Origin of the sequence: Microbacterium gilvum, assembly GCF_039543865.1 — a bacterium.
Lineage (GTDB): Bacteria > Actinomycetota > Actinomycetes > Actinomycetales > Microbacteriaceae > Microbacterium > Microbacterium gilvum.
In genome coordinates this window covers 130,697-148,124 of sequence record NZ_BAABKO010000003.1, presented here as the reverse complement: position 1 = coordinate 148,124, position 17,428 = coordinate 130,697, and the positions used below count along the sequence as shown (strand labels likewise).

Here is a 17,428-nt window from a genome sequence, read left to right as displayed (position 1 = left end):
AAGCGATCCCGGGGCCCGCGGCTCGGCGGACGGCGCGGCTCACCCGAACTCGGCGGCCACCTCCACGCGCGCCTCGTTCTGCGCCTCGGCCTTCTCGAGGTCGAAGTCGTAGACCTTGTCGTACCCGAGCCCCTCGGCCGTCGTCTTCATCTCGGCGAGCAGCGACTCGAACTGGGCGTCGTCCTCCGCGAACACGAGCTGCCACGAGTACTGCACGATCGACGCCTTGATCTGGTTGCGGAGCGTCTCGATCTCCGATGTGTCGGCGGGCGCCGTGTAGCCCGCGCCCGGGGCGACCGTGATCTGATCGTTCGCCTCGAGGAACTCCATGGTCGACGTCGCCCCGCCCATGTGCGCGGACCAGTCCTCGGTGAAGGGGTTCGCCTGCGTCTCCTGGAAGCTCGGCCAGAACGTGTAGCTGTAGGGGTAGCCCGTGTCGGGGTCGACGTCGGCCGGCAGCACGACCGTCACGTTGAGCGCCGAGACGCCGTCGCGGTAGGCGCCGCCGCCCCACTCCTCGGGCACCGTCGCCTCGCCCGTCAGCAGAGCCTCGGTGCCGAACTCCGTCAGCGCGGGCTCTCCGTCGTCGCCGATCTCCCAGTTGAGACCCTGCGGCCCCGCGGCGGCCCCGGTCTGGCTGCCGTTCGCGTAGGCTCCCTCGGGCGAGTACAGCCAGTCGATGAAGGCGGCGATGCGCTCGGGGTCCTCCGCGTTCGCGCCGATCGCGAGCACCTGCTTGGCGCCGTAGACCTCGGCGCCATACGAGAAGATCCTCTGGTCCGCCATGTCGACCATCCCGAAGCCCCGCCCCTCCGCGGTGTGCTCGGGGGTGTTGTAGGCGGCCTGGCCCAACCACGGCCAGAACGAGAACAGCACCTGGCCGTTCTGGTACTTCGTGAACATGGTGTCGTAGTTCTGCGTGGTCGACTCGGGATCGACGAGGCCCAGCTGGTTGGCCTCGTGGAAGAAGCGCAGCGAGCGCACGTACGCCGAGTCGGGGTCGATGATGCTCTGGTACTCCGAGCCGTCGGCCTGGGCGAGCACGAACCCGACCTCGTCGAAGCCGTAGAACGTCGCCGGCTGCTTGGCGTTGTTCATGAAGTTGCCATCCCAGTCCTTGAACAGAGACAGCGCGTAGGCCTGCTGCCCGTTGTCGCCGGTCGGATGGGCCTCCTGCATGTCGGCGAGGACGGGCAGCAGGTCCTCGAGCGTCCCCACCTCGGGATAGCCGAGCTCGGCGTAGTAGTCCCATCGCAGGTAGGGGCCGAACGTCGGCTCGAGCCCCTCCGACGACTCGGTCGGCTTGATGGAGGACACGCTCGTCGGGAAGGCGTAGACACCCTCGTTCTCCTCGTTGAGCTTATCGACGGCGGCGTCGAACCGCGGCGCGTGCTCCATCTGGTCGTAGTAGGCGCTCGAGTCGAGCACGAGCCCGCCCTCGATGAGCTCGTCGAGCTTCTGCCCCTTGTCGGTGATGATGAGATCGCCGAGGTCTCCCGCCGCGACCCGGGTGTTGTAGAGCGTGTCGCCGCCGCCGGCGACGTTGGGCGCGATGATGTTGAGCTCCATGTTGAACTTGTCCTTGACGATCTTCGCGAACCATCCGCTCTGGACGCCCATGTAGTTCGCGAGGCCGTCGAAGACGTCGATCGTGATCGTCTCGTCCCAGCTCTCCGGGAAGCTCCCCGATGCCCCCGCGGAGCCGTCCGCCTGCTGCGGCTGATCGCCGGTGATCAGCGAGCAGCCGCTCAGCGACGCCACGGCGAGCGCGCCCACCGCGGCGGCCGCGGCCATCCTCTTGATGCTCACGTGCTTTCCTCTCTCTCGAGCTCGACCGTCAGCCCTTGACGGCGCCGAGCATGATGCCCTTGACGAAGAACCGCTGGAACAGCGGGTAGATGAAGATGATGGGGAGCACGACGATCACCGAGATCGTCATGCGGATGGAGGTGGGCGTCTGCGCCGTGGCGGCCGCGGCGATCGCGCCGAGGTTCCCGCCCGCGTTCTGCGCCGCCTGCGCCAGGCTCGAGGCCTGGTTGATGAACATGTACAGCTGGTACTGCAGCGTGTAGAGGCTCTGATCGGTGATGTAGATGAGCGTGTCCTGGAACATGTTCCACTGCGCCACCGCCGAGAAGATCGCGATGGTGGCGAGGATGGGCGTCATGTTCGGCAGGTAGACCTTGAGGAAGACCTGCACGATGTTGGCGCCGTCGACTTCGGCCGCCTCCTGCAGCGTCTGCGGCATCGACTCGACGTAGGTCTTCGCGAGGATGATGTTGAACGGCTGCACGATGAACGGCAGCACGTACACCCAGAAGTTGTTCGTCAGCCCGAGCGCCTTGATGATGATGAACACGGGGATGAGCCCGGCGCTGAAGTACATCGTGATGATCGTGAACCGGTACCAGAACCGGCGCGCCCACATGCGCTCCTGCGTGAACATGAAGCCGAGGAACGCCGAGGCGAGCACGGTCGCCACGGTGCCGAGCACGGTGCGCGCGACCGACACGGCGGCCGCGTTCGCCAACCCGTCGAGCTGGAACACCTGCAGGTAGTTCGCGAGGTGGAGCCCCTCCGGCCACAGCCGCACGTCGCCGAGCGCCGAGACGTCGTTGGCGCTGATCGAGTTGATGATCAGGTAGTAGAAGGGGTACGCGCACAGCAGGGCGAACACCGTGAACAGCGCGTAGTTCGCGATCGGGAAGGCGACGTCTCCCGGCGAGCGGCGGCCGAAGCGCGGCGGCTTCCGTCGCGGCGAGGAGGTGACGAGGGTCGAGGTCTCGGTGACGGTCATGGCTGCCTCAGATGATCGACGCGCCGCGCGTGCGCTTCGCGATGAGGTTGACGGCGAAGAGGAGCACGACCGAGATGAGGCTCTTGAGCATGCCCACGGCGGTCGCCATCGACAGGCTGTTGCCCGTCAGGCCGATGTTGTAGACGTACAGGTCGAGCACCTCGATGTGCTCGCGGTTGAAGGCGTTCTGGAAGACGTAGAACTGCTCCATGCCGTTGTTGAGCAGGTTGGCGATCGACAGCATGAGCAGGACGACGAAGGTCGGCATGAGCTGCGGCAGCGTGATGTGCCACATGATCTGGAACCGCCCGGCGCCGTCGAGCTTCGCCGACTCGTACAGCGCCGGATCGATGCCCGCGATGGCGGCGAGGTAGATGATGGCGCCCCAGCCGAGCCCCTTCCACAGGCTCCACAGCGTCATCGTGAGCCAGACGTTCTCACCGGAGTCGAGGAACTTCACCGGCGCGGTGATGAGGCCGGAGTCGATCAGCACGTCGTTGACGAGGCCCGTGCTCGAGAACAGCGAGAACGCGATCATGTACACGAGCACCCAGGAGATGAAGTTCGGGAGCGTCGTGAGCGTCTGCACGGTGTTGCGGAACCACGGCGCCTTGACCTCGTTGAGGAAGATCGCGAACGCCACCGGGAGGATCGACGTCGCGATGCCGATCGCGCTCATGGCGAGCGTGTTCGTCAGCACCTGCCCGATCTGCGCGACCTGGGCGGGTGAGTTGAACATGAGCTCGAACCACTGGAGCCCGACGAACTCGCTGCCCGCGAGGCCCAGCGCCGGCCGGTAGTCGTACAGGGCGTAGATCCAGCCGTACAGCGGGAAGTACGAGAACAGGAACACGAGCACGAGGAAGGGCGCGATGCAGAGGAACATCGTGAACGACGCGCGCCGGCGCTTGCGCGGCGGGCGGATGGCTGGGGCCGCGGGCTCGTCGGCGTTCGCCGCCTCTGCCGCGACGACGCCGACCTGGGTCTGCACGCTCATGCGCAGGCCCCGCAGATGTCAAGGCGCACAGCCATCCCCACTCCTTCGTGTCGGTGTCGTGTGCTCGTCGTCGCGTGCCTCGCTGGGCGAGTGCGGGCGACTGTCGAACCGCTTCGAAGAAAGTATCCGGAGAATTTGGTGCCGTCAAGCACAAATTCGACGCATGCGAGCGCTCCCACGCGCTGGAGGAAGCGCGTGCGCACGATCCGTGCCGCACGGCCGGAGGCGGCTCCTCCCCGCTCGCGCAAGCGCTTCGACGCTCCGCGCGGATGGATGGCGCCGCTCAGGCCCGGCGCGTCGTCCCGCGCAGGGCGAGCGAGAAAGGGCTCACCGTACGGCGAGGGGCGGGCAGTTGCTCCCCCGCGATCCGCCGCTCCAGCAGGACGACGGCCGTCTCCGCGATGAACTCGTGATCGGGGCTCACGGTCGATATCGCGGGATTCGCATAGCGTGCGGCCGGCACGTCGTCGAAGCCGACGAGCTGCACGTCCTCCGGCACCCGCAGGCCGGCTCCGATGAGCGCGTGCAGCGCACCGAGAGCGACCGCGTCGGTCATGCAGAAGACGCCGTCGAAGGGGGCGCCGCGCCGCAGCAGCTCCGCAGCGGCCGTCGCGCCCCCTTCGATGCCATAGCGCTCGGCCGGCACCGCGAGCGCCGGGTCGGGGACGAGCCCCGCATCTCCGTGGGCGCGCCGGTACCCTGCCAGCCGCTCCGAGGCCATCCCGCCGTCCTCGACGATGCCGCCGAGGACGGCGATGCGGCGCGAGCCCGTCGCGAGGAGATGCGCGACGGCGGCGCGCGCGCCCTCCTCGTTCGGCATCGACACCTGCGGCAGCTCGTCGGCGAGATCCTTCTCGCCGACGAGCACGAGCGGGTAGTCGATGGCGCGCAGGTCGTCGACGCTCACGCCGAGGGCGCTCAGGATGAGCCCGTCGATCATGAGACGGCGCGACAGGGCGACCGCTTCGAGCTCCCTGTCGCGCGCGGCGCTCGTCTGCTCGACGGTCACCCTCAGCCCGCGCCGACCCGCGGCCTCCACGACGTGCGACGCGAGGACGCCGAAGTACGGCTGCGCGATGTCGGGCACCGCGAGCCCGATCGTGCCCGTGCGCGAGCTGCGCAGCCGGCGCGCGGCCGGGTTGACGCGGTAGTCGAGCTCGGCGATCGCCCGCAGCACCTTCTCGCGTGTCTCCGCGCGCACGTGCGGGCGATCGTTGAGGACGTTCGAGACGGTCATGGCGGAGACGCCCGCCGCTTTCGCGACATCGTGGATGGTCGCCATCCGCCCGCCTCCCGTCAGTCGGCGGTGTCGACCGCCAGATCGATCGTCACATACGAGTGCGCGGGGATCGTCACGGTGAGCACGTCGCCGTCGAGAGAGAACCCCTCGAAGGTCGTCACGGCCACGGCATCGGGCGTCGCGAACGTGTTGTGCGCGTCGATCGCGGCGGCCGTGAGGATGCGTCCGCGCACGTCGCCCGCGGTCGCCCCGCGCAGCTGGATGGCGACGGTCGCGGCGTCGGCGTCGTGCGCGTTCGTGAGGGAGAGGAGTGCCCGGCCGTCCTTGCGCGAGGCCGACGCCGACAGCGTGCGCACGTCGCCCGCCGACGACTCGCGCACGGGCGCGTCGTCCAGCAGATGCACGTCGAGCGCACGGGCATCGTGGTGGCCGCGGTTCATCTCGAACACGTGATAGGTGGGCGTCAGCACGAGAGCACCGGTCTCGGTGTCGGTGAGCAGCATCGCCTGGAGCACGTTGATCGTCTGCGCGATGTTCGCCATCACGAGGCGGTCGGCGTGGCGGTGGAACGCGTCGAAGTGCACGCTCGCGACGAGCGCGTCGCGCAGCGTGTTCTGCTGCTCGAGGAAGCCGGGGTTCGTTCCCGGGGTCGGGTCCCACCACGTGCCCCACTCGTCGAGGACGAGTCCGATCTTCTTCTCCGGGTCGTACACGTCCATGACGGCGGAGTGCCCCTCGATGAACCGCTCGGCCTTCGCCGCGGCGGCGATCGCGCGGTAGAACTCGTCGACCGTGAAATCGGTCGCGCTTCCCTTCCGGTCCCACGTCCCGGTCATCGAGTAGTAATGGAACGAGATCGCCTGGAACACGCCGCGCAGCTCGCCCGGCCGCTCGACGCTGCCGAGCGCCTCCATGAGCGTCTGCGTCCACCGGTAGTCGCCGTCCGATGCGCCCGCGGCGATGCGGTAGACGCTGTTGCCGCTGTGCTGGCGCACGTAGGTGGCGTACTGGCGCGCGAGGTCGGCGAAGGTCTGCGCGCTCATGTTGCCGCCGCAGCCCCACGGCTCGTTGCCGACACCCCAGAACGGCACCGTCCAGGGCTCGTCGCGCCCGTTCTCCCGGCGGAGCCGGGCCATCGGCGAGTCGTCGCCGCGCGTGAGGTACTCGACCCAGTCGCTCATCTCCTGCACGGTGCCGGAGCCGACGTTGCCGCTCACGTAGGGCTCGGCGTCCAGCATCTCGCACAGCTGCATGAACTCGTGGGTGCCGAACGCGTTGTTCTCCACGACGTCGCCCCAGTGGCTGTTGACGGTGCGGGGGCGCTCGTCGCGCGGGCCGACGCCGTCGCGCCAGTGGTACTCGTCGGCGAAGCAGCCGCCCGGCCAGCGCAGGTTGGGGATGCCGAGCGCACGGAGCGCCTCCACGACGTCGAGGCGGATGCCGCCCTCGTTCGGGATGTCCGACCCTTCGCCGACCCAGAACCCGCCGTAGATGCACCGGCCCAGGTGCTCGGCGAAGTGCCCGTAGAGGTGGCGGCTGATGGTGGCGCCCGGCAGGTCGACGTTGACGACGGCGCGGATGGGGGTGGAGGTCATGATGATGATTTTTACCGATACAAGAGAGGTGCGTCAAGGCCCTCAGCGGTCTCGGCGGATGACGGTGCGACGGCGGGATGGCGACGCACCGACACCAGCTCACGGGCGGGTGCGCACCTCCGCGCGCGCGAAGTCGGCGGACCATCCGCGCCCGTCGAGGTCCTCGGCGCGCAGGCCGAGGAACATCCCCGTGAACCGCAGCCGTGGCCCGTGGTCGTCCGACAGCGTCCAGGCGGGGAACGTCCCATCGATCGCGCGCCAGCCGCCGTCGATCGCGTACGAGAAGGTCAGGGCCGCGCCGTCGAGGTGCGCCCTGAGCCCCAGCTCGCCTGCCGGCACCGGCACGGCCGCCGATCGGATGGTCGTGCGGTCGTCGCGCCGCACGACGCGCAGGTGCCGGCCATGGTCCGGATCCCACGTCAGCTGCAGCCAGATCCAGCCGCTCCGGTCGTACCAGGCGATGAGTCCCGCCGCCTCCCGCGGCGAGCGCGGGTCGCCGTCGACGATGGTCTCGAACTCCGTGTCGTGCTCCTCCACGCGCGTCAGCACCGTCGACTGCTCGAACACCGATGCCGTCGAGTGCCCGCCGTGCAGACGCAGCCACCCCGGGCGCGCCTCGAGGTCGATGCCCGACTGGGGCGCGGGCACCCGCAGCGTCGACCACCGGAGCGTGTCGAGCTCGGATCGGTCGAAGTCGTCGGTCCAGCCGCTCGCGGGCGGTACGTCCTCCGCCTCCGCGTGCTTGTCCCCTGAGACGGCGAAGGACTGCGCGGGATGATGACCGCCATGCGCGAGCCGCGGCCAGCCGTCCTCGAAGACGACGGACTGCAGGCACGTCTCCCGGCCCAGCGTCCCGTAACGCTCGCCGAGATGCAGTGCGGGACGCGTCGCGAGGTGGGTGAGGACCCACTCGCCTTCCGGCGTCTCGACGAGCTCGCCGTGGCCGGCCTTCTGCAGAGTTGCGCCAGGGGCGTCGCGAGTCGTGAGGACGGCCTCCGCCGTGTCGCGCGCATACGGCCCGAGCAGCGACCGCGAGCGTGCGGCCGAGATCCCGTGGTTCCAGCCCGTGCCGCCCGCGGCGAGCAGGAGGAGGTACTCTCCGCCGATGCGGTAGAGGTTCGGCCCCTCGACGAGACCCTCCTCGGCGTAGATGCGATGCGCCACGCCCGACGTCCGGCGATCCTCGGGCAGGTACTGCTCGACGACGATGCCGCTGAACGAGGGGTGCTCCGGCCGCTGGTCCCACTGCACGCCGACGATCCAATGCGTCCCGTCGTCGTCGTGGAAGAACGAGAAGTCGAAGCCGCGTGAGCCGAGGTGCACGGGCTCGCTCCACGGCCCCAGCGGACTCGGTCCGGTCACGAGGTAGTTGTCGATGTCCTTGTCGTCGCCGTCCATGGTGCGCACGACGGAGTACGCGAGCCAGAACTCGCCGTCGACATGGGTCAGGCTCGGCGCCCACACGCCGCCGGAGTCGGGGATGCCGCGAAGGTCGAGATCGTGCAGGGCGTGCCCGGCGATCTCCCACGTCGCAAGGTCGGCAGACCGGTGGATGCGCACCGCCGGCTGGTACTCGAACGTGCTCGTGGCGAGGAAGTACTCCTCGCCCACTCGCAGGATCGACGGGTCGGGGTTGAATCCGCGCAGGACGGGGTTCTCGATGCGGGCCACGGCGCTCGGTGCTTTCGTCAGATCAGGATGGGGTGGAGCAAGGCGTCGCCGTTCGCGAAGCGGACCGCCTCGGACGCGGAGACCGCGCCGAGTCTGCGCAGCTCGGTCCCCATCGATCCGGCGAGATGGGGCGTGAGGAAGACATTGGGCAGAGCGTAGAGCGGGTGGCCGGGCGGCAGCGGGTCTGGTTCCGTCACGTCGAGCACGGCGTGGATGCGACCGGACCCGAGCTCTGCGACGAGCGACTCCTGGTCGACGAGCGCTCCGCGTGCGGTGTTGACGAGCGTGGCGCCGTCGGGGAGCGCCGCGAGCACGGCGGCCGACACCATCCCCCGCGTCTGCGGCAGGTCGGGGGCGTGGATCGTGAGGATGCGCGAGCGCGCCGCGAGGGCCTCCAGGTCGTCCACCCGCTCGACGCCGAGCGCGATAGCCCGCGCGGCGGACAGCGTCGGGTCGTGCACCGCCACATCGACCCCCTGGTCGTGGAGACCGGCGATGACGAGCTCGCCGATCGTCGACGCGCCGACGACGCCCACGGTCGCACCCGCGAGACCGGTGTGCCCGTACTCCCGCTCGCGGTCGATGTACCGCTGCTCGAGCGTGTACTGGCGCGATGCCCAGAAGACGTCCTTCGCGGCCAGAGTGATCATCGCGAGCGTGAACTCGGCGACCGGAACGGCGTTGGCGGCCTTCGCCGAGGAGAGCGCGATGCCGCGCGCCGCGACGTCGCCGGCGGATCCGAAGCCGCCGCCCCAGTGCACGATCGCCCGCAGCCGGGACAATCGGTCGAGATCGGCGTCGGTCGGCGCCACCGCGCCCCATCCCATCAGCAGCACCTCGACCCGCTCGGGCTCCGCGAGGTCGTGGACGGCGTTCACCGCGGTGAAGCCGATGTCGAAGACCTCGGTCAGCGCACGCCGCTCCTCCTCGCCGAACACGAAGTCGACGAGGTGCGGGTCCATGAGCAGGGCTGCGCGCATCACGCCTCCCCCGGCGTCCAGGCGTCGCGCCACTCGAGCACGGCGCTGTCGCCGTCGATGCGCAGCGGCAGGATGACAGCGGGCGAGTGGAAGAGGTCGTCGGACTGCCAGCGGTCGCCCACATAGATGAAGCCGCTGTCGACGGGCACGACGACGCTGACCTGGGAGTCGAAGGTGCGGCTCCCGGCCGGCGCGAATCCGCGCCACGGCGACCATGGCCCTTCGAGGGTGCCTGCGGTCGCATGCATGTTGTCGTTGAGGCTCCATCCGGTGAGGTCGGAGCCGAACAGGTGATAGCGGTCCTCGTGCTTGACGAGCGTCGGCGACTCGTAGCCGATCTCGGGTCGCATCTGCTGCCGGAGCGTCGCGACGATCGACTCCACCGCGAGGTAGTCGTCGCGCAGACGGTAGAGGTGAAGTCCGTTGTCGCGATCCTCCGACAGGAGATATCCGATGCCCGCCTCCTGGTACACGCCGATGTCTCGGCTGACGTTGCCGAGCGGTCGTTCGCTCCCCATGTACCGGTACGGTCCCTCCGGCCGATCCGACACCGCGTAGCCGACGCGCGCCGCCGCGTAGTCGGTCGTGTCGATGTGGAGCAGGAGCACCCAGGTGCCGTCAGGTCGCCGGAGCGCCTTCGGCCTCTCGACCACACGATCAGGACCGATGTCGCCGTCCGCGGCCTCGAGCGCGTTCCCCTCGAAGCGCCATGTCGCGAAGTCGGCCGTCGAGTAGCAGGCGACGGCCGTGAACGTCTGCCCCGCGGTCTTGTCCTCGCCCCAGGCGAACCAGCGGTCGCCGACGCGCTGCACGCCGATCCCGTGCAGCTGTGCGACACGGCCGCGGTCGTCGAGGAACGTCGTCCCCGGTCGGATGGTCATGGTCACGAGCTCTCCTCCACGGTCAGCACGCGGGCGGTGGGACCCGCGACGGTCTCGATCACGATGCCGTCGCCGGACGACGACACCGCCCATCCGCTCGTCGGAAAGGCCTGCGCGACACACCCGTGCACACCCGGCACGAGGATCGCCGAGGCCTCGGCGGCGCGATCCCAGACGAAGAGCAGCGTGCGCTCTGGCGCGCGGAGTCCGAGGCAGACGATGTCGTCGTCCCAGGCGGGGAGCCCCCGCGGCCAGAACGGCACGGCGTCGGCGAGCGACGCGCGCAGGTCCTTGTGGAGGGCGACGGCGCGCGCGACCGCGGCGCGCTGCTCATCGCTCAGGCTGTCGAGGAAGCCCGACAGGTACAGCCGGCCGCTGAGACCCGTGACGAGCGTGAACGCGGTCTCCTCCTCGCTCATGCCTGCGGCCGGATACGCCCAGTTGCCGCACTGCTCGGGGAGGATCGACATCGGCGCGGACGCCGCCACCGGCGGGTACAGGCGGAAATCCTGCTGATCGCTCGTCGACTGCAGGTGCGTGACAGAGAGCAGCGCGTAGTCGGCGCGCATTGCGCCCGAGCTGCAGTTCTCGAGCTCGAGCCCGGGATGGCGCTCCTGCACCGCGACGAGCCACTCGCGGAAGGCGCGGGTGTGCGCGAGCAGGCCGTCCCCGGCGGATGTCGCGTCGTACTCCGTGCCGGCGCCCGGATTGATGTTGTAGTCGAGCTTCAGATACGTCGCATCATGGTCGCGCACGAGGGCGTCGACCACCGCGTCGAGATGGGCGCGCGCCGAAGGATGCCGGAAGTCGAGGTGGAACCTCTCGTGCTCGCGCACACGCTCGCCGAACCGCTGGAAGAAGGCGTCGTCCGGCAGCGAGCGGGCCGCCGGACTGGCCGCGCCGATGACTTCCGGCTCGAGCCAGAGCCCGACCCTCATGCCGTTCTCCCGGATGGCGCGGGTGACACGCTGCAGTCCGCCGTCGGGGAACCGGGTGGACGACTCGCGCCACTCCCCCACCGTCGCCCACCAGTCGCCGACGGACGGGTCGGCGAACCAGCCGGCGTCGATGCAGAAGACCTCGCACCCCGCCGCGGCGGCCTCTGCGACGAGCGGCAGCAGCACGTCGGTCGTCGGCTGCCCCATGAGGGTGTTCATGAAGTCATTGTAGACGACGGGCAGCGCCTCGATGCGATCGCGCCTGAGCCAGCGGCGATAGGCGGTGAGCTCGGCGATCGCGCCGTCGATGCCGCTCGCCGACACGGCGACGGCGACCGGCACCGCGGCGAACCCGCCCCCGGGCTCGAGCCGATGCGCGAAATGGTTCTCCAGGTCGGCGGGACCGAGCAGCGTGAGGACGCCTCCGTCCGCGGTCTGCGACAGGTCGACGGTCCAGCCCGCGCTCGTCTCGATCTGCCAGGCGAGCGCGTCGCTCCCGGAGACGAGCGCGCCGACCGGAACGAACTCGCCGCTCGACCACGCGCCGTGGCTCGAGATGGCCGCGTGGCCGCGGCCGTCCTGGCCGTGCAGCGGAAGCGAGAGCTCCGGGAGCACGCTCGGCAACGGCCGCTCCGACCAGCGGTTCTCGGCGAGCCACTCGCTGCGAGCCGTGAGCAGACTCATCCCGGCGAGGTCGGCCGCGTCGCGGCCGAAGCCGACCGTGGCCGAGCCGATCGCGGTCAGCGTGATCGGCGCATCGGACGTGTTCACGACCGCCGTCTCGATGCGGAGCGCCGACGTGCCGCGCGGCGCTGTCAGCGTCGTCGACGTCTCGAGCCCGGTCGCCTCGTCGCGCTGCACGATGACGACGGTCTCCTCGTCGATCTGATCGGTCGAACGGACCCTGAGCCGCTCGCCGACGGCAGAGCGGTAGTAGGCCTGGCTCGTGCGGGCACGCTGCTCGGCCGCTGTGAGCACCTCGACGAGCGCCGTTCCGACACGGCCGCCGAGCGTCGAGCGGCCGCTGTGAAGGCCAGCCGGGTGATCATCCGACCAGGCGACCGCGAATGCGCCGGCGTCGAGCGTCGCGAGGGTGGGGGCGGCGAGGACGTCGGTCACAGGTTCTCCTGTTCGATGCGCGGGCCGAAGCCGAGAGCGCGATTGCAGATGTGGATGCCGAGCGCGACGAGCGCCGGGGCGAAAACCATGAGGCTCGGGCCGAGCACGGGCACGGCGCAGGACGCCGTTCCGAGGGCGACGAGCAGGAGCCAGGCGAGCACGATGTGAGGACGCCGCGCTGCCGCTGCCGATGCCGCGGCGATCAGCGCGGGCCCCCGCGCGGGGGCCGCCGCCGCGGTGGCGCAGATCGCGAGCAGCACGGCGATGAGCGTGATCGCGAACCCGAGCACGACGAGCGTGACGGCGTCGTCCTCCGGGAAGAGCGCGAGGTCGTACGACAGCACGACGACGACGGCGCCCGTCGAGAGCGCGACGCCGCGCAGTCGCCCGCAGCCCTCGCGGAACGCGAGCCAGAAGACCGCGCCGGCACGCGCTGCGCCACCGTGGTCGAGCACGCGCCCGGTCGCGACGAGCAGCGCGTGCAGACCGGGCACGACGGGCAGCACGGCGACGCCGAAAAGCGCGATCGCGAGGTGCGTGGGCTGCCATCCGACCAGCGCCTGGAACAGGATGAGCGGAGCGAGCGCCGCGAGGAACGACGCCCCCGCGAGGAAGCACTGCCAGATGGCGAGCAGCCATCCCGCGATCCTCCCGTCGTGCGCGAGCAGGCGACCCGTCCGCGTCGCGGGGGCGCTCATCCCTTCACCGCCCCGATGGACATCCCCTTGATGAAGTAGCGCTGGAACGCGGCGAAGATCACCACGGACGGGATGATCGCGAGGATCGCGCCGGTGTAGATCAACTGCCACTGCGAGGTGAGGAGCCCGACCATCCGGTTGATGGCGACGTTGATCGTGCCCGCCGACGACGAGTCGAGGAACACCAGCGGGATGAAGAAGTCGTTCCACAGGCCGAGCGCCTGGATGATGACGAAGGCGCTCGTCACGGGCAGCAGCATGGGGAACACGATGAGCCAGAACGTGCGCAGCCGGCCCGCGCCGTCCACGTGCGCTGCCTCCTCCACCTCGACCGGGATGCCCTTGATGAAGCTGCAGTACAGCAGGATCCCGAAGCTCGCCGCCCCGCCGAGGTGGACGAGGACCACCGACGTCAGGGTGCTGTAGAGGCCGACGTCGTCGAAGCCCTTCACGAGCGGGATCATGCGCACCTGGAACGGGATCATGAGGCCGGCGATGAAGAGGACGTAGAGCCAGCGGCCGGCGCGTCCGCCCATCCTCTCGATGCCGTACGCGGCCATCGGGACCATGGCGATCAGCAGGACGATCGTCGCCACCGTGATGATGAGCGTGTTGAGCAGCGCCTCGGGGAAGTCCGTCTGCTGGAAGAGCTGCACGTAGTTGTCGAACGCGAACGACGTGGGCAGCCCCATCGGGTCGATGGTGATCTCGGCGTAGGAGCGGAACGAGTTCACGAGGGCATAGAGCACGGGCGTGGAGACGAGCACGACGAGCACGCCGAGCACGACCATCACGACGACCTCGCCGGGCGTCCAGCGCTTGCGCGCCCTCGGCTCCTTGCGCGACGCGCGACGCGTCGTCAGCACCTGTGTGGCGGTCATGCCTGGATCTCCCTCTTGCGCATGTAGGTGTTGGCGGCGACGGTGCTGACGATGACGACGATGAACAGCACGATCGCGGCGGCGCTGCCGAACCCGGCCCGGTACTCGCCGAAGCCGACCTTGTAGATGAAGAACGCCATGGTCTCGCTGATGAATCCGGGGCCACCCGAGGTGAGCACCATGACCTGGTCGAAGATCGTCCAGCCGGCGATCATCGCGAGCGTCATGTTGACGGTCACGGCCCCCGCGAGCATCGGCCAGGTCACGTTCGCGAACACCTGACGCCGATTCGCGCCGTCGATGCGCGCCGCCTCGAGAAGCTCCTGAGGGACCGACTGGAGGTTCGCGAGGTAGATGAGGGTGGTGTTGCCGCCCAGCGTGAAGCAGGTGAGGAACAGGATGACGCCGACGACGATGCTGCTGTCTCCGAGCCAGTCGCGAGCCGCATCGGGCACGCCCAGGTCGCGCAGCAGCGTGTTGACGAACCCGAAGTTGTAGTTGAGGAGGTACTTCCAGATGGTCGCGGCGATGAAGCCGCTCACGAGGGCCGGCAGGTAGACGGCGGTTCGGAAGAACCCCTGGGCGTGCTCGAGCTTGTCGAGCATGAGGGCGATCACGAGCGAGACGACGTTGATGATCACGGCCGACCCCAGTCCGAGGATCAGCGTGTTCTTGACGGCGTTCCAGAATCGGCCGCTCTGCAGGATCTCGCCGTAGTTCGCGAGACCGACGTAGTCGTAGCCGTCGCTCACCCCGTCCCAGTCGGTAAGACTCAGCTCGACCGACTGCAGCGACGGGATGATGACCATCAGCAGGTAGACCGCGAGCGCGGGGACGACGAAGGCGAACATCGTCCACCGGCCCGTGCGCAGGCGGCGACGCGACCGCGGAGGCCGGACACGGGCCGCCACCCGGGGTGCCGCCAGCGTCGGAGCACCGGGCTCGGCGACCGCATCGATGGTCGCTGTGGCCCGCGGCAGGGGTGAATCGCTCATGACATCTCCTCGTCGCGATGCGATGGGTCAGGTGGGGCCGGGCGTCGCCCGGCCCCGGGAAGTGGTGTCAGCCCGCTGCGGGGACGACGGACTTGTCGAACTCCGCCTGGAGCTTCGCGATCGCCTCGTCCACGCTGATCTGCCCGTCCTGCATCTCGATGCGCGTCTGGCGGAAGAACGTGTTGAAGGCGGTCAGCGCCTCGTTGGAGGTGTCGTTGCTGTACCAGGCGAGGCTCGGGTTCTCGAGGAGGGCGAAGTAGTCGGCCGACCCCGGGATGGAGGTGTTGCGCACCACCTCGTCGGCTGCGGCGATGTTCGGCGAGATCCACCCGAGCTCTTCGATGAGGTTCGCCGCGTCGACGGAGTAGAAGTACTCCAGGAACTCCACCGCCGAGTCGTACTCCTCGCCGTCCTCCTCCGCCTGGGCGGAGATCGCGAGACCGCCCGCGGTATCGCCGATGACGGCGTTCTTCAGCACGTCGATCGATCCGTCGTCCGAGGGGATGATGAACAGGCCGGCGTCGAATTCGGGATCGACCTTGTTGATGTCGTTGAGCCGTCCGATGCCCGCCGACGACGTCGCCATGATGGCCTGACCGTTCACGAGAAGGGTGGTCGTCTGCGCGTCGGCCGTGGACTGCCATCCCTCGAGCACGAAGTCGTCCGTGATCGTCTTCAGGCGTTCGAGCGGCTCACGGAGGTCCTCGATCGACGCCGAGCCGTCGATCACGGCGTTCCAGAAGCCCGTCTCGGAGTACTCCGCGAAGACGGGAGCCGCGAGCGGCTTCCAGAGCTGGTCGCTCGGCCACACCTCGGCGGCCGCCGTCGCGAGCGGCGCATCGCCGTTCGCCTGGATGTCCTCGAGAAGGGCGACGAAGTCGTCGTACGTCTCGGGGACCTCGAGGTCGTGCTCGGCGAAGTAGTCCTTGTCGTAGACGATGTTGATGCCGATCTCGCCGTTGAGAGCCGAGGTGGGCACCGTGTACACGTTGCCGTCCTCGGCGGCGCCGTACACCTCGGGCTTGAGCAGCTCGGTCACCGACTCCGGGATCGGCGCGAGCTTGCCCGCCTGGATGTAGGTGATCGTGTCGCGCATGTCGACGACGGCGGGCCAGTTGCCCGTGGCGTCCATCGTCTTGAGTGCGGTCGCGTAATCGCTGCCCGCGGGCAGCGGATCCAGCTCCACCACCGTGTCCTCGCTCTGCGCGTTGAACGCGTCGACCACGCCCTCCACGACCGAGTTCCAGGTCTCATCCCCCGTCGCGTAGAGGAAGCGGATGGTCGTCTTGTCGCCCCCGCTCGCCCCGGCGTCCGATCCGGCGCACCCCGCGAAGGCGAGTGTCGCGGCGGCCGTCCCGGCGACGACGGCCGCGATGCGCCCGGCCGCGCGCGTCTGTGCGTGCTGCATGTGATCTCCTTTGATTCGTGCCGGACGTCGTCCGTCCCGAGGAGCGTAGCGCAAAGTGGACAACGTTTGCCACTGCGTTTCCGAGAAGCCCTCGGGCGGCGCGGTCGCCCTCAGCGCCGCGCGAGCGCGGAGCCGTGGACGATCGGCGTCGCACGCAGGGCGACGCGCTGCCCGGGTGAAGACGACTCGTCGTCGAGCGCGAGCGACAGCGCTGCCTCGCCGAAGGCCTCCAGCGGCACCTCCACCGTGCTGAACTCCGGCAGCACGTCGCCGAGCATGGGCACATGGTCGAAGCCGCTCACTTCTACGTCCGCGGGCGACGAGAGGCCGAGCTCACGCAGTCGGGCGATCACTCCGACCGCCATCGTGTCGCTCATCGCGGCGATCGCATCGAGGTCGCCGACGGGCGTCTCGAGCGCGTCGACAGCCGCATGCCCCCCGTCACGCGAGAAGGAGCGGTGCACGACGTCGCCCGGGGCGACGACGATCCCGTGGGCATCGAGCCCCTCGAGGAAGCCCGCGACGCGTTCGCGCGCCGTGATCTCGAGGTCGGGCCCCGAGACGACGGCGAAGCGCCTGTGCCCAGCGCGGGCGAGCCCGTCCGCGAGCGCCCGTGCAGCCTCCCTGTTGTCGACCGTCACCGCCGGGAAGGGGAGATCGCTGTCGCCGATGACCACGACACGCGTCCCCTGCTCTTCGAGGGTCGAGAGCTGCGACGCGAGCGCGGCTTCGCGCCGCGCATCCGTCGTCCGACTCGTCCCGATGATCATGGCGCGATGCCGTTCCCCGCGGAGTTCGTCGAGCAGTCGGAGCTCTCTCAGCGCGTCGTCGCGCGTCGTCCGCACCGCGACCGACACGCCGCGCTTCTCGGCCGCGTGCATGACACCGGAGATCATCGTGGCCGCGCCGAAGTCGTCGATGTCGCTGACGACGAGGGCGACGGTGCGAGCCCGCCCGCCCTTGATCGCCTGCGCGGCCGGGCTCACGGAGTACCCGAGCGCTCGTGCGGCGTCCTGCACCCGCTGCCGCATCTCGGGAGAACCGCTCTGACGACCGCGTACCCCGCCGTTGAGCGCGCGCGACGCCGTCGGCACAGAGACGCCGGCCAGGCGCGCTACATCCGTCAACGTCGGCGGCCTGTCGGCTTTCGGCATCGGTCCCCCTCGCGTATGTCTGACAACGCTATCCAAGCGGTGGGATCGTCACAATTCACATCGTCGACCGCCCC

At 69.4% G+C, this 17,428-nt stretch carries 14 protein-coding genes; all 14 read right to left on the bottom strand.

The annotated features are described in order from the left end of the window. Positions 1-39: 39 nt before the first annotated feature. Positions 40-1,809 carry a type 2 periplasmic-binding domain-containing protein gene (locus ABD998_RS09875; RefSeq protein WP_345438594.1) on the bottom strand — a complete coding sequence of 590 codons (1,770 nt, stop codon included), beginning with the start codon at positions 1,807-1,809 and terminating at the stop codon, positions 40-42. Positions 1,810-1,837: 28 nt separating this feature from the next. Further along, on the bottom strand, positions 1,838-2,797 hold the full coding sequence (locus tag ABD998_RS09870; RefSeq protein ID WP_345438592.1) for a carbohydrate ABC transporter permease: 960 nt from the start codon (positions 2,795-2,797) through the stop codon (positions 1,838-1,840). A gap of 7 nt (positions 2,798-2,804) precedes the next feature. Next, positions 2,805-3,794, bottom strand: coding sequence for an ABC transporter permease (locus tag ABD998_RS09865; RefSeq protein ID WP_345438589.1), 990 nt, complete (start codon positions 3,792-3,794; stop codon positions 2,805-2,807). Positions 3,795-4,077: 283 nt separating this feature from the next. Further along, on the bottom strand, positions 4,078-5,076 hold the full coding sequence (locus ABD998_RS09860; protein ID WP_345438587.1) for a LacI family DNA-binding transcriptional regulator: 999 nt from the start codon (positions 5,074-5,076) through the stop codon (positions 4,078-4,080). 14 nt (positions 5,077-5,090) lie between these two features. Beyond that, complete coding sequence (locus ABD998_RS09855; protein WP_345438585.1) at positions 5,091-6,629, bottom strand: alpha-N-arabinofuranosidase; 1,539 nt, start codon at positions 6,627-6,629, stop codon at positions 5,091-5,093. A gap of 99 nt (positions 6,630-6,728) precedes the next feature. Further along, positions 6,729-8,300: a family 43 glycosylhydrolase gene (locus tag ABD998_RS09850; protein WP_345438583.1), complete on the bottom strand. Its 1,572-nt coding sequence runs from the start codon at positions 8,298-8,300 to the stop codon at positions 6,729-6,731. 17 nt (positions 8,301-8,317) lie between these two features. After that, positions 8,318-9,280 carry a hydroxyacid dehydrogenase gene (locus ABD998_RS09845; RefSeq protein WP_345438580.1) on the bottom strand — a complete coding sequence of 321 codons (963 nt, stop codon included), beginning with the start codon at positions 9,278-9,280 and terminating at the stop codon, positions 8,318-8,320. After that, positions 9,280-10,161, bottom strand: a complete 882-nt coding sequence (locus tag ABD998_RS09840) for a family 43 glycosylhydrolase (RefSeq protein ID WP_345439109.1) — start codon at positions 10,159-10,161, stop codon at positions 9,280-9,282. The genes ABD998_RS09845 and ABD998_RS09840 overlap by 1 nt, the downstream gene beginning before the upstream one ends. Before the next feature lie 2 nt (positions 10,162-10,163). After that, positions 10,164-12,218, bottom strand: a complete 2,055-nt coding sequence (locus ABD998_RS09835; RefSeq protein ID WP_345438578.1) for a glycoside hydrolase family 36 protein — start codon at positions 12,216-12,218, stop codon at positions 10,164-10,166. Beyond that, complete coding sequence (locus ABD998_RS09830) at positions 12,215-12,916, bottom strand: hypothetical protein (RefSeq protein WP_345438576.1); 702 nt, start codon at positions 12,914-12,916, stop codon at positions 12,215-12,217. The genes ABD998_RS09835 and ABD998_RS09830 overlap by 4 nt, the downstream gene beginning before the upstream one ends. Next, entirely contained in the window at positions 12,913-13,797 is an 885-nt protein-coding gene (locus ABD998_RS09825; protein ID WP_345438573.1) for a carbohydrate ABC transporter permease, read from the bottom strand. Before ABD998_RS09825 ends, ABD998_RS09830 begins: the two co-directional genes overlap by 4 nt. Continuing rightward, entirely contained in the window at positions 13,794-14,792 is a 999-nt protein-coding gene (locus ABD998_RS09820) for a carbohydrate ABC transporter permease (RefSeq protein WP_345438570.1), read from the bottom strand. The genes ABD998_RS09825 and ABD998_RS09820 overlap by 4 nt, the downstream gene beginning before the upstream one ends. Before the next feature lie 67 nt (positions 14,793-14,859). Beyond that, on the bottom strand, positions 14,860-16,200 hold the full coding sequence (locus ABD998_RS09815; RefSeq protein WP_345438568.1) for an ABC transporter substrate-binding protein: 1,341 nt from the start codon (positions 16,198-16,200) through the stop codon (positions 14,860-14,862). Between the two features lie 110 nt (positions 16,201-16,310). Beyond that, positions 16,311-17,354 carry a LacI family DNA-binding transcriptional regulator gene (locus ABD998_RS09810; protein WP_345438566.1) on the bottom strand — a complete coding sequence of 348 codons (1,044 nt, stop codon included), beginning with the start codon at positions 17,352-17,354 and terminating at the stop codon, positions 16,311-16,313. Positions 17,355-17,428 lie beyond the last annotated feature (74 nt).

Coding starts and splice junctions, on each gene's coding strand:
- ABD998_RS09870 (WP_345438592.1), bottom strand. CDS start 2,797: ATGACCGTCACCGAGACCTCGACCCTCGTCACCTCCTCGCCGCGACGG.
- ABD998_RS09865 (WP_345438589.1), bottom strand. CDS start 3,794: ATGAGCGTGCAGACCCAGGTCGGCGTCGTCGCGGCAGAGGCGGCGAAC.
- ABD998_RS09860 (WP_345438587.1), bottom strand. CDS start 5,076: ATGGCGACCATCCACGATGTCGCGAAAGCGGCGGGCGTCTCCGCCATG.
- ABD998_RS09855 (WP_345438585.1), bottom strand. CDS start 6,629: ATGACCTCCACCCCCATCCGCGCCGTCGTCAACGTCGACCTGCCGGGC.
- ABD998_RS09845 (WP_345438580.1), bottom strand. CDS start 9,280: ATGCGCGCAGCCCTGCTCATGGACCCGCACCTCGTCGACTTCGTGTTC.
- ABD998_RS09840 (WP_345439109.1), bottom strand. CDS start 10,161: ATGACCATCCGACCGGGGACGACGTTCCTCGACGACCGCGGCCGTGTC.
- ABD998_RS09830 (WP_345438576.1), bottom strand. CDS start 12,916: ATGAGCGCCCCCGCGACGCGGACGGGTCGCCTGCTCGCGCACGACGGG.
- ABD998_RS09825 (WP_345438573.1), bottom strand. CDS start 13,797: ATGACCGCCACACAGGTGCTGACGACGCGTCGCGCGTCGCGCAAGGAG.
- ABD998_RS09820 (WP_345438570.1), bottom strand. CDS start 14,792: ATGAGCGATTCACCCCTGCCGCGGGCCACAGCGACCATCGATGCGGTC.
- ABD998_RS09815 (WP_345438568.1), bottom strand. CDS start 16,200: ATGCAGCACGCACAGACGCGCGCGGCCGGGCGCATCGCGGCCGTCGTC.
- ABD998_RS09810 (WP_345438566.1), bottom strand. CDS start 17,354: ATGCCGAAAGCCGACAGGCCGCCGACGTTGACGGATGTAGCGCGCCTG.